The following is an 11896-nucleotide window of genomic DNA, read 5'->3' as shown; positions in this document are numbered from 1 at the left end:
GCGCCGGCCTCAGCGGGTGGTGCGCAGTTCCCACTTTGTCTGCTTGCGATCGTAGTTGCGCAGGTCCTCGCGGATGTGCGCGATGCGCTGGCGGCCGAGCGTGTTGCGCTCCTCGTCCAGCAGCACGCCGTCGAGCAGTTCCGCCATGCGCTGCGCGGTCGGCAGCATCGCGTCCCAGGCGTCGAGCGCCGGCAGCGGGCCCGGCAGCGCCATGAAGAAGCTGATGCCCGGCGTGCGCAGGTCCTGGATGCCGGCCATCTCGAAGGAGCCGGGCTTGACCAGGTTGGCGACCGAAAACACCGGTCCCTGTTCGGGATGGTTGTCCACGAGGCGGTGGAAGATGTTCATGTGGCCATAGACCAGGCCGGCCTTTTCCGCGGCCACCACCAGGTCCGGGCCGTGGAAGGCCTGGCCTGCGCGGGCGGCGAGATAGAGGCTGACGACCTTGTCGAAGTTCTCGTCCGGGCGCGCGCCCGGCGCCGGCGGGCCGGCCGGCTTGCGGTCGGGCACGGGTTCGCCGGCCAGGGTTTTTTCCAGCAGGTCGAGTTCCGATTGTTCGACCGCCGCGGCGTCGCCGCCGGTCTGGGCATCGGCCTCGATGATTTCCCGCAGCGTCGGTTCCTGGCGCCCGCTGCCCGCGCTTTCACGCGGGGCCGGCGCGGAGCGGCGACCCTGCCCCGGCTTGCGCCGGCTGCTGAAGATGATCACCGCGAACAGGACCAGGGCGGCCACGCCGATGGCGATGCGCAGCAGCGCGGTGTCACTGAGTCCGTCGAACATGGTCCCCTCCCTGTTTCCTTGTCCGTCGGCGGCCGGAGCCGCCGTGGCGAATGATGCCCGAAATCGCGGCCGGCAGTCAGGCGGCGCCGGCCAAGCGCGCCGCTTCGGCCAGGTCCACCGACACCAGGCGGCTGACGCCCGGCTCGCGCATGGTGACGCCGGAAAGCTGCTTCGCTGCTTCCATCGTCGCCTTGTTGTGGGTGACGAAGAGGAACTGCACCTTCTCGCTCATCTCGGTGACCATCGACGAGAAGCGGCCGACGTTGGCCTCGTCCAGCGGCGCGTCGACCTCGTCGAGCAGGCAGAACGGCGCCGGGTTGAGCCGGAAGATCGCGAACACCAGCGCCACCGCGGTCAGCGCCTTTTCGCCGCCCGAGAGCAGCGAGATGTTCGACACGCGCTTGCCGGGCGGGCGCGCCATGATTGCGACGCCGGTGTCGAGCAGGTCTTCGCCGGTGAGTTCCAGGTAGGCGTGGCCGCCGCCGAACAGGCGCGGATACAGCTCCTGCACGCCGGTATTGACCCGGTCAAAGGTTTCCTTGAAGCGGCCGCGGGTTTCACGGTCGATCTTGCGGATGGCCTCTTCCAGCGTTTCCAGCGCCGAGGTGAGGTCGGCGTCCTGGGCGTCGAGGTAGGTCTTGCGCTCGCTCTGTTCGCCGTATTCCTGGATCGCGGCCAGGTTGACCGGCTCGAGCCGGCGCATCTTCGCGTCGATGTCGGCCAGCGACTTGCGCCAGGCCTCCACGTCGGCCTGCTCCGGCAGCGAGGCCACCACCTCGTCCAGCGACAGGCCGGCCTCGGCGACGGCTTCGGACAGCTGGCTGGCGCGCAGCTGCACGGCCTGGTGTTCGAGCTTCTTCTGCGAGATCGCCTCGCGCTGGGCCAGCGACTGCTGGTCGCGCTGCTGGCGGGTCTGTTCGTACTTGCGCATCTCGGCTTCGATGCCGTCCAGGGCCGAACGGGCGGCGCCCAGAGCCTTGTCCGCGACCACGCGCTGGTCCAGCGCAGCCTGGCGCTGGCCCTGCAGCGCCACCACCGGGGCATCGCCTTCGGCGAGCTGGGCCTGCAGTTCGTTCAGGCGCACTTCGAGCTGGGCCTTCTGGCTGCCCATGCGCGCCAGCGACTGGCTGAGCGCGACCACGCGGGCGCGCTGGGATTCGAGCGTGAGCGCCAGCTGGTGAGCGGCCTCGCGGGCTTCGCGGGCGCTGCCGCGGGCGGCGTCGCGCTGCTCGCCGAGGCTGCGGCGCTGGCTGTCGAGCGCCTGGCGTTCGGTTTCCAGGTCGCCCATCTTCGCCACGGCCTGCTCCAGGCGCGCACGCGCCTCGCGGGCATTGGCCTGGGATTCTTCCAGCGTGGTCGCCAGGGTCGCCAGTTCGGCGTCGATGCGGGCGACGCGGGCCTGCGCCGATTCCAGGCGCCCCTGCTGGCCCTGCAGCTGGCCGGCAAGTTCGGAAACGCCACGGTGCGCCATGTACAGGGCGCGCTGGGCGTCCTCGCGGTGCTGCTCGGCTTCGAGCAGCTTGTCGCGCATCGCGGTCAGGCCGTCGTTTAGCGCCTGTTCTTTTTTAGCCAGCACGTCGATATCGGCGCGCAGGGCCTGGATTTCGCGTTCGCGGGCAAGTGCGCCCTGCTGGGCTTCGCCGCTGCGCAGCACGCGCAGCCAGCCCTGGCCCAGCCATTCACCGGCGCGGGTGATCGCCGAGGTGCTGCCGCCGAAATCGACGCCCGCGGCGTCGCGGGCCTCGTCGATCGCCAGCACCTCCGCCAGCAGGCGGCGCACCGCATCGGGGCCCTGCACCTTCGCGGCCAGCGAGCCCGCCGGCGGCTGGAAACCGCCCGCTTCGCCCGAGACCAGCGCGACGCGGCCCTGGGACAGGCCGGTGATGGCGTCCAGGAAGTCGCGCGGCGCATCCACGGTGACGGCCTCGAGCAGGCTGCCAAGCACGGTCTCGACGGCGGTTTCCCAGCCGGCTTCGACCTGCAGGGCTTCGCCCAGGCGCGCCTGGCCGTCCAGGCCCTGGGCCTTGAGCCAGTCGAGCGCGACGTTCTTTTCCTGGCCCAGCGCCGCGTGCTGCAGCGCCTCGAGCGAAGACAGGCGGCCGCGGGCGGCCTGCGCCTGCTTGCGCACGTCGGCCAGTTCGGACTGCTGCTGGCGCTGCTGGTCCTGCAGGGCGGCCAGGGCCGCCTTGCGCTGTTCGAGCTGCTCGCCCAGTCCGTCGAGCCCGGCCTTCTGCTGGTCGTGGTCGGCGGTGAGCTGGGCCAGGCTGGAAGCGATCGCGCTGGTGTCGAGGCCGCTGCGTTCGCCGGACAGGGTTTCGCGGCGGCGACCGGCGTCCAGGGCCTGCTTCTCCAGGTATTCGATCTTCGTGCGTTCGACTTCGGCCCAGCGCGCGGCTTCGGACTGCGCCTTGGCGTAGGTGTCCCAGCGCTGCTGCCAGTCTTGCAGCGCGGCCTCGGCGGTCTTGAGGGCGTCCTGCCGGCCCTCGTCGTCGGCGCGCAGCGTCGCGAGCTTCGGTTCGGCGGCGGCGATGGCGTTGTGCAGTTCGGCGAGCTGGCGTTCGTCGCCGCTGATGTGTTCGCCGACCTGGGCGAAGGCGGCGTCGGCCTCGGCGCGGGCGGTTTCCAGGCGCTGGCGCAGTTCCTTCTGGTGCTGGATCTGCTGCTCGACGCGGGCCAGTTCGCCGCCGATGCGGTAGACCTCGGCCTGGGCCTTGCCCAGGGCGTCGCTGGCTTCGCCGTGCTGGCTGCGGCAGGCCTCGATCTGGGCCTCGGCCTGGCGCTGGTCGGCCAGCAGCGACTGCAGCTTGATCTCGTCCTGGGTCAGGGTTTCGTTGAGCGCCTTGAGGTCGGCGTCGAAGCGGCGGAATTCCAGCGCCTTGAGCTGCGCGTCCTTGTTCAGGCGTTCGGCCTGCAGGGCCTGGTACTGCTCGGCGGCGCGGGCCTGGCGCTTGAGGTGTTCGAGCTGCTTGTCGACTTCCTCGCGCAGGTCGCTCAGGCGGTCGAGGTTTTCCCGGGTGCCCTTGATGCGCGATTCGGTTTCCTTGCGGCGCTCCTTGTACTTGGAGATGCCGGCGGCTTCCTCCAGGTACACGCGCAGGTCTTCGGGCTTGGCCTCGATGATCTGGCTGATCATGCCCTGCTCGATGATCGAATAACTGCGCGGGCCAAGGCCGGTGCCCAGGAACAGGTCGGTGATGTCGCGGCGACGGCAGCGCGCGCCGTTGAGGTAATAGTTGGACTGGCCGTCGCGGCTGACCAGGCGCTTGACCGAGATTTCGGCGTAGCGCGCGAACTCGCCGCCGATGGTGCCCTCGGTGTTGTCGAAGATCAGCTCCACCTGCGCCTGGCTGACCGGCTTGCGCGAGGACGAACCCGAAAAGATGACGTCGGTGAGCGAATCACCGCGCAGGCGGCTGGCCGAGCTTTCGCCCATGACCCAGCGCACCGCGTCGATGATGTTGGACTTGCCGCAACCATTGGGACCGACCACGCCGGTCATGTTGGTCGGCAGGTGCAGCACCGTGGGGTCGACGAAGGACTTGAAGCCGGACAGCTTTATCGTGGAAAGGCGCATTGATCGGGGTTCTCAGTCGACCGGGCGAGCCGGCCGGCCACGGGGCGTTGTCGGCGCCCCGCCGCAGGGTCCAGGGGAAGTCCGCGAACCGGTCCGCTGCCCACGCCAAGATGTTGATTTCATTGGCAGAGCGCGGTCCCCGGTGCGCGGCCGACGGGCAGTATAACAGCGGCCCGGCAGGGCCCGGCGATCGCCGGGCCTCAGGTTTCGTCGGGGGTGCGGGCCTGGATCGACAGGGCGTGGATGTCGCTCTGCATCAGCGGCCCCAGGGCCGCGTAGACCTTGCGATGCCGCGCCAGCGGCGCCAGGCCGGCGAAGGCGCGGCTGACGATGCTGACCTTGAAATGGCCGCGGCCGTCGCGGGCGCCGGCGTGGCCGGCGTGCCGGTGGCTGTCGTCGACGATGTCCAGTGCGTCCGGCGCCAGCGCCGATTCAAGCATGGCGCGGATCGCGGCCGGCCGCTGTTCGCGCGGCAGGCTCACGGCAGCACCTGCCGGAACGGCCAGACGTCCACCTGGCTGTAGACGCCGCCCTCGAGGTAGGGATCGGCCTCGGCCCAGGCGCGGGCGGCGGCGAGGTCGGCGAACTCGGCGACCACGAGGCTGCCGGTGAAACCGGCCGGACCCGGGTCCTCGGCATCGATGGCGGGCAAGGGGCCGGCCAGCTTGAGCCGGCCTTCGGCGGCCAGTGCCTGCAGCCTGGCCAGATGCGCCGGCCGGGCCTGCAAACGTGCGGCCAGGGCGTCGGCCCGGTCAGTGCCCTTGATGGCGTACCACATCGGACCCCCCGGTTCCGACCCTGTTGGCCGGCATTATGTCCGAATCGCCCGCCGACGCGCGAACCTGCGGCGGAACGGCGACAATGCCTCATCCCGTTCCCGCCGATGGAGCAAACGCGTGCCGGACGATTTCCTGGTGCTGGCCGAGATCGATGACGCCGGTCCGATCGCCCCGCTCTACCGCCGCACCTGGGGCGCGGAGCCGCCCGACTTCGAATTCCACGCCGTGGCCTTCCACCGGCGCGCGGACGGCGGGCTGCAGCCGCTTTCCTACCTGCACCTGTGGCTGCGCGAGGACACCTGCCTGCTCGGCGGCGCCTGCACCGACGGCCAGGCCATCGCCGCGATGCCGGCGGACCAGCGCGAGCGCCTGCGTGCGGCCGGCGGCGCGATGCTGCAGGTCACGCGCTTCGCGATAGACCGCTACGGCGACCGCTGCGAGGGCTTCTTCGGCCACTGTGGCGACAACCGGTCCTGGGCGGTGCTGGCGCGCGCCGGCTTCGAACCCACGGCGTTCCCGAACCGCATCGTGCACTGGCACCGGCCGCTGGCCGATGCCCGCAGGTCGGAGCTGGTGCAGCGGGTGCTGGGTTTCGGGATCTTCTGACGATCAGGCCAGTCCGGCCAGCAGCGCCTCGAAATCCCGCGGCGACGACCAGTGCAGCCCGCAGACGTAACGCGGCAAGTTCCAGATTTCGCTGTCCGGCCCGACCGCGCCGCCCTGGGTGCCGAACGCGGCCTGCAGGCCCAGCGTCGAGGCGTGGCGGGGTAACCACTCACGGACGAGGAACTCCGGCGCATGCCCGTAGGGATACGCGAACAGCGGACAGCGGCCGGGGCCCAGTCGCGCCGCCAGGTAGTCCGCCGCCTGGGTGATCTCGTATGCAGCACGCTGGTCGTCGCCGACGACGTAAAAGTCGCCGCGCGGCATCCCGCCCGGTCCGGGTTCGTGCATCACCGGGTGGTTGTGGTCCCAGCTGTGGTTGCCGATGCCGATGCGGCCAGCGGCCAGCGCCGGCGCCCACCAGTCCTCGTGCATCCAGCCGAGGTCGTGCAGGCAGTCGCGGTCCATGCGTGCACGCGCCTCGGGCGAGGCGATCACGAAACAGGTCAGGTGCCGGTCCGGCTGCGCGGCCTGCGCCTGCAGCAGCGTCAGGAAGGACGGCTGCGGGCCCTGCCCCGGGTAATCCACGTCGCGCACGTCGAGCACGGTGCCGTCGTCGCAGCTCAGCGCCAGGCAGCGGTGCAGGTCGCGGTCGGCCAGGCCCAGGCGCTGCTCGACCACCCACTGCAGCGGCACGATGCGCCAGCCCAGCCGGGTCGCCGTTTCAAGGTCGCTGGCAAAGGCGACGTGGTCGTTGCCGGCGTAATCGGGACCGCCCACGGTGCTGGCGTGGTAGGTCAGCACCGGCACCCGCCAGTCGCGTCCGATCATGGCAGGTGCATGCCCTTGTAGCGGGTGTTGTGCGGCTCGCGCAGCTCTTCTTCCGGACGCTGGCTCGTGTAGTAGTACATCGCGATCGAACGTCGCCAGACGCTCTCGGGTGTGGCCAGCGGCGAAGGGTGGCCATGGAAGGTGTCGCTGCGGGTATTGAAGATGACCGCGCGGTTGAACAGCGGCGCAATCGCCTTCTCCCGGCGCGCGGCATCGGTGGACCACAGTTCCAGGTCACCGCCCCAGTCCGTGTTCCAGTCGTCGTTCAGGTAGAGCAGCAGGTTGATGCGCCGGTGCGCCTGCAGGCCCGGATGCCAGTTGAAGTCGGCGTGCACGCCGAGGTGGCCACCGGGGCCGACCAGGTGCACGCCGCCTCCGAGCAGGTGCGGGTCGGGCAGCAGGTGGCCGATGCCGGTCAGCGCCTCGAGGAAACGCAGCATCGGCCCGGCATTGAGTTCGTGCAGCGCGCGGCAGACGGTTTCAGGCAGCTGGTCCTCGCGCGAACTTGCCAGCTTCATCTCGAAGCCCTGCGCGGCATAGCGGTCCCAGGCCATCCCGCTGTCGGCCGCCGGAATCGCATCTGCCAGCGCACGCGCGGCCTCGGGCCTGAGGAACCCGTCGATGACCCGGTGCGGGAATGGCGTCGCCTGCCGGTAGGCCACTTTCCCGTCCTCGGCCAGCGCCTTCAGGCGGTCCGTGTCATAGATGAAATCCATGGCGGTGATGATGCGGTTTCGCACCGCGGGCCGCCAGCGCTATCCCTGCGGGCCCCGGGCCGGGCACAATCGGGCATGGCAGAACGATTGATGGTGCATCCGGTCAACCCGCAGCAGCGCCTCGTGGACAAGGCGGTGGCCGTGATCCGCGGCGGCGGCCTGGCCCTGGTGCCGACCGACGCGGGCTATTCCCTGGCCTGGGGCCTGGAGGCCCGGGACGCCGAAGAAAGGGTGCAGCGCCTGCGCGAACTGGACAGCCGGCACCCTTTCACCTTACTCTGTCGCCAATTGAGTGAGGCCGGCCGCCTGGCCCGGCTCGACGATCCGGCCTTCAGGCTGCTCAGATCGCTGACCCCGGGGCCATGCACATTCATCCTGCCGGCCTCCCCGGACCTGCCCAAACGCATCAAGAACGCCGGCCGCAGCAAGCGCCGCGACATCGGCATCCGCCTGCCCGACCATGGCGTGATCCGGATGCTGCTGGAGTCCGTGGGTGAACCCCTGTTGTCCACCAGCCTGGTGCTGCCGGACGAAGAACATCCGAACAGCCACGAGGCCGAGCAGGTCGCTGAACGTTGGTTGCGTTGGGTCGACGTGATGCTGGACGCCGAGGACTGCGAACCCGGCCCCACCAGCATCGTCGACTGCACGGGCGATGAGCCCGAAGTCATCCGCCAGGGTTTCCATCCCGTGGCGCTGTAGCACCCGAACACCCGGGCCGGAGGGGCCCCCGCTCGATGAGAGCCCACGAACATTGCATGAGCCGCCGATGAGCGAACCGATCGCGCAGGACGCCGCGCGCGCCCCGCAGCCCCAGCAGCAGGAAATGCCGCTGGCGCTGGTGAAGGGCCAGCCGGTGCTGCAGATGCCGCAGGACCTGTACATCCCGCCGGATGCGCTCGAGGTGTTCCTCGAGGCCTTCGAAGGCCCGCTCGACCTGCTGCTGTACCTGATCCGCCGCCAGAACCTGGACATCCTGGACATCCCCGTCGCCGAGATCACCCGGCAGTACGTGGACTACATCGGGGTCATGCAGGACATGCGCTTCGAGCTGGCCGCCGAATACCTGGTGATGGCCGCCATCCTGGCCGAGATCAAGTCGCGCATGCTGCTGCCGCGGCCGCCGGCCGAGGAAGGCAACGAAGCCGACCCGCGCGCCGAACTGGTGCGCCGCCTGCAGGAATACGAGCGCTACAAGAAGGCCGCCGAGGACATCGACCAGCTCGACCGGCTCGACCGCGACACCGCCCTGGCGTCGGTGCACGTGCCCGACCGCAGCGCCGCCAGGACGCCGCCGCCGGTGGAACTGGCGGAAATGCTGATGGCGCTGCGCGACGTGCTCAAGCGCGCCGACCTGTACACCCACCACGCGATCCGCCGCGAGGCGCTGAGCGTGCGCCAGCGCATGGGCGAGGTGCTCAGCCGGCTTTCGGACCGCCAGTTCCACGGCTTCGAAACCCTGTTCACCGTCGAGGAAGGCCGCCTGGGCGTCGTGGTCACCTTCCTCTCCATCCTCGAGCTGGCCAAGGAACAACTGCTCGAGATCGTGCAGGAGGCGCCGCTGGCGCCGATCTACGTCAAGTCCCTGGCCGCCGGCGACGACGAACCCGGGCCCGGGGCCGCCCTGCCCGAGCCGACCTCCGACGACACCGGCGCCGACGCGCCGACCGACTGAACCCAGACCCGCGAGACCCATGGACCAGACCCTGATCCGACACATCGTCGAGGCCGCCCTGCTGGCGGCGCCGCAACCGCTGACGCTGGCCCAGCTGGCCGGCCTGTTCCCCGAGGACGAACCCGCGCCGAACGGCAGCCTGGAACAGGCGCTGGACGAGCTGCGCGAAGCCTGCGCCGACCGCGGCGTGGAGCTGGTCGAGGTGGCCTCGGGCTTCCGCTTCCAGGTCAGGGCCGCCGTGCATCCCTGGGTGGCCCGGCTGTGGACCGAACGCCAGGCCAAGTACACCCGCGCCACGCTCGAGACCCTGGCGCTGATCGCCTACCGCCAGCCGATCACCCGCGGCGAGATCGAACAGATCCGCGGCGTGGCGGTCAGCAGCAACACCGTCAAGCTGCTCGAGGAACGCGAGTGGGTGCGCGTGGTCGGCCACCGCGACGTGCCGGGCAAACCGGCGCTGTTCGGCACCACCAAGGCCTTCCTCGACTATTTCGGGCTCAAGAGCCTGGACGAGCTGCCGCCGCTGGCGGAGCTCAAGGACATTCCCGAACTCGAGCCGCAGCTGCCCTTCGACACCCCCGCCGGCGTTGCCGCCGCGGCCGTCGCGCAGGACATCGCGGCCGATCCCCCTGAACCTGAATCCGAAGAGGCCGGCGACGACGCCGCGCCGGAGCAATCGTCATGAGCAATACCCCCAAGAAAGTCCTTTCCCTCAAGGAAAAGGGCAGCCAGCCCGCCGCCGCCAAGGCCGAAGAGCGCCTGCACAAGGTGCTGGCCCAGGCCGGCCTGGGCTCCCGCCGCGCGCTGGAGGACCGCATCGCCCAGGGCCTGGTGAAGGTCAACGGCGAAGTCGCCCGCACCGGCCAGTCCATCTGCAGCGGCGACCGCGTCGAACTCGACGGCAAGGTCTTTGTCGCCAGCGCCCTGACCGAACCGGCGCGCGTCCTGCTGTACAACAAGCCCGAGGGCGAAGTGACCACGCGCGACGACCCCGAGGGTCGCCCGACCGTGTTCGAGGCCCTGCCCCGCCTGAAGGGCTCGCGCTGGATCGCGGTCGGCCGCCTCGACATCAACACCACCGGCCTGCTGCTGCTCACCACCGACGGCGAGCTGGCCAATGCGCTGATGCATCCGTCGTCGAACATCCAGCGTGAATACGTCTGCCGCATCCACGGCGAGGTCGCCGAAGAGGTCGTGCAGCGCCTGGCCAGGGGCGTCGAGCTCGAGGACGGCCTGGCCAAGTTCGATTCGATCGAACGCATCGGCAGCTCCGATTCGCATGCCTGGTTCAACGTGGTGCTCAGCGAAGGCCGCAACCGCGAAGTGCGCCGGCTGTGGGAATCGCAGGGTTTCCAGGTCAGCCGCCTCAAGCGCGTGCGCTACGGTTCGACCCCGCTGCCGCGGCCGCTCAAGCGTGGCCACAGCGAAGAGCTGGCGCCGGAACAGGTGGAAAAGCTGCGCGCCCAGTTCAAGCTAGAAGACAAGCCGGCGGTGCTGACGCTGCAGCCGGTGATCGGCCAGCGCAAGTCGCGTCCGACCGAAATCCGCGTCGGCAAGGACCGCAAGCAAACTTCCTACGTCAACGGCTCGATCGACGAAGAATCGCGCGAGCTGCGCCGCTTCGACCATGTCCGCGAAGAACCGCGTGGCCGCGGCCGTGGCCGCCCCGGCGGCGGCGCCGGTCCGGGCAAGGGCAAGCGCGGCCCCGGCCGTGCCGGTGGCGCCCGCGACGACAATTTCGGCAACCGCATCGGCGGCCCGGGCCAGGGTCCGGCCGGCGCCAAGCGCGGCAAGCCGCGTGGCCCGCGCGGCGACGCCCAGCCGACCCACCACGGCGGCCACGACGCCAACCCGGCGGCCTTCCGCAGCTGGTACGTGCCCGAAGGCGTGGAGACCGGCTCCAAGGTAGCCCCGCCGCGCAGCCCGCGCGCCGGCAAGCCGGCCAGTCCCTACGGCGCGCGCCCCGCCGCCGGCCGTCCCGGCCCCGGCAAGCCCGGTAACCGGCCCGCGGGTAACCGGGGTCCCGGCGGCAATGCCGGCGCCAGCCCCTATGGCGGCCCCAAGAAGCCCGGCGGTCCGCGTCGCCCCGGCGGCGGCGGCGGCCAGAAGCCCGGCGGCGGCGGCCCACGCGGCTTCAAGCCCAAGCGCCCCGAAGGCCTGCCCTCGGACGACTGACCGATGACCGACGTCGAGGCGCGCTGCCTGGCCCGCGAGTGGTTCTATCCGTTCCGGCTCACGTCCGGCCAGGTGGTGCCCACCTACCCGCCACCCGAAGTGGCGCCGGTGCACACTACTCGCCTGGCGATGCTGCACGACGCCGTGCAGTCGCACTTCGGCGACCAGCCGCGGGAAACCCTGCGTGCGATCGACCTAGCCTGCCATGAAGGCTGGTTCGCCCACCAGCTGCAGGACCTGGGATTCGGCGACGTGCGCGGTTTCGATGCGCGCGCCGACCATGTTGATCACGCGCGCCTCGCGGCCGCCGGCTGCGGCCGCGACATCCGCTTCGAACAGGCCGACGTGCATTCGCTCGGGGCCGCCGCCACCGGCCGCGCCGACCTGGTGCTGTGCCTGGGGCTGATCTACCACCTCGAGAACCCGGTTGGTGCGCTGCGCACCGCCTTCGACCTGACCGCCGACGGCGGCCTGTGCCTGGTGGAAACCCAGGTGGCGCCCAACCTGTCGGGACCGCTCGACTACGGCCACCACACCTTCGTGAAACCGATGGTGGGCAACTTCGCCATCGTCGATGAAACCGACGAAACCCACGGCCCCGAAACCTCGACCACCGGCATCTGCCTGGTGCCCAGCCTCGAGGCCCTGCTTTGGGTGCTGCGCAAGGTCGGGTTCCGCGACGTGCGCGTGCTGACGGTGCCGGCGGACGGCTACGAGCAGCTGCGCTACGGCAAGCGCGTGATGGTGGCGGCGAGCCGCTGAC

11 protein-coding genes and 1 pseudogene are annotated in these 11896 nt (G+C 70.5%); 6 read left to right on the top strand and 6 right to left on the bottom strand.

Annotation, left to right across the window (positions count from 1 at the left end):
* Window positions 1–9: 9 nt before the first annotated feature.
* The 4 genes from zipA to ACE3TE_RS08415 all read right to left on the bottom strand — a co-directional run bounded on the left by zipA (window position 10) and on the right by ACE3TE_RS08415 (window position 5132).
* Window positions 10–780 (bottom strand): cell division protein ZipA, encoded by a 771-nt coding sequence (gene zipA, locus ACE3TE_RS08430; protein ID WP_374604004.1) that lies wholly within the window; start codon window positions 778–780, stop codon window positions 10–12.
* A gap of 76 nt (window positions 781–856) precedes the next feature.
* Entirely contained in the window at window positions 857–4354 is a 3498-nt protein-coding gene (smc, locus tag ACE3TE_RS08425) for a chromosome segregation protein SMC (protein ID WP_374604003.1), read from the bottom strand.
* 200 nt (window positions 4355–4554) lie between these two features.
* Complete coding sequence (locus ACE3TE_RS08420; RefSeq protein WP_374604065.1) at window positions 4555–4794, bottom strand: BolA family protein; 240 nt, start codon at window positions 4792–4794, stop codon at window positions 4555–4557.
* Window positions 4795–4832: 38 nt separating this feature from the next.
* On the bottom strand, window positions 4833–5132 hold the full coding sequence (locus ACE3TE_RS08415; RefSeq protein ID WP_374604001.1) for a YciI family protein: 300 nt from the start codon (window positions 5130–5132) through the stop codon (window positions 4833–4835).
* 118 nt (window positions 5133–5250) lie between these two features.
* On the opposite strand from ACE3TE_RS08415, the gene ACE3TE_RS08410 reads away from it, so the two are divergent.
* The gene (locus tag ACE3TE_RS08410; RefSeq protein ID WP_374603999.1) at window positions 5251–5739 is read left to right on the top strand and encodes a hypothetical protein; all 489 of its coding nucleotides are present in this window, start codon (window positions 5251–5253) and stop codon (window positions 5737–5739) included.
* Between the two features lie 3 nt (window positions 5740–5742).
* Here ACE3TE_RS08410 and ACE3TE_RS08405 read toward each other — a convergent pair whose 3' ends face one another.
* A complete protein-coding gene (locus tag ACE3TE_RS08405; RefSeq protein WP_374603997.1) occupies window positions 5743–6567 on the bottom strand; it encodes a polysaccharide deacetylase family protein in 825 nt (274 codons plus the stop codon).
* Window positions 6564–7283 carry a 2OG-Fe(II) oxygenase gene (locus ACE3TE_RS08400; RefSeq protein WP_374603995.1) on the bottom strand — a complete coding sequence of 240 codons (720 nt, stop codon included), beginning with the start codon at window positions 7281–7283 and terminating at the stop codon, window positions 6564–6566. Before ACE3TE_RS08400 ends, ACE3TE_RS08405 begins: the two co-directional genes overlap by 4 nt.
* 75 nt (window positions 7284–7358) lie before the next feature.
* Between ACE3TE_RS08400 and ACE3TE_RS08395 the strand changes: the two genes are divergently transcribed.
* From ACE3TE_RS08395 to ACE3TE_RS08375, 5 genes and pseudogenes are all read left to right on the top strand, one after another.
* Window positions 7359–7985: an L-threonylcarbamoyladenylate synthase gene (locus ACE3TE_RS08395; RefSeq protein ID WP_374603993.1), complete on the top strand. Its 627-nt coding sequence runs from the start codon at window positions 7359–7361 to the stop codon at window positions 7983–7985.
* Between the two features lie 67 nt (window positions 7986–8052).
* Entirely contained in the window at window positions 8053–8958 is a 906-nt protein-coding gene (locus ACE3TE_RS08390) for a ScpA family protein (protein WP_374603991.1), read from the top strand.
* Window positions 8959–8977: 19 nt separating this feature from the next.
* Window positions 8978–9631 (top strand): annotated as a pseudogene (gene scpB / locus ACE3TE_RS08385) (SMC-Scp complex subunit ScpB); the annotation flags it as partial.
* Between the two features lie 8 nt (window positions 9632–9639).
* Complete coding sequence (gene rluB, locus ACE3TE_RS08380) at window positions 9640–11133, top strand: 23S rRNA pseudouridine(2605) synthase RluB (RefSeq protein ID WP_374603989.1); 1494 nt, start codon at window positions 9640–9642, stop codon at window positions 11131–11133.
* 3 nt (window positions 11134–11136) lie between these two features.
* On the top strand, window positions 11137–11895 hold the full coding sequence (locus tag ACE3TE_RS08375) for a class I SAM-dependent methyltransferase (protein WP_374603988.1): 759 nt from the start codon (window positions 11137–11139) through the stop codon (window positions 11893–11895).
* Window position 11896: the final 1 nt, after the last annotated feature.

The sequence above is a fragment of the Arenimonas sp. genome (assembly GCF_041919775.1).
Lineage (GTDB): Bacteria > Pseudomonadota > Gammaproteobacteria > Xanthomonadales > Xanthomonadaceae > Arenimonas.
The sequence above is the reverse complement of the archived record's forward strand: the minus strand, read 5'-3'. Positions and strand labels throughout refer to the sequence as shown.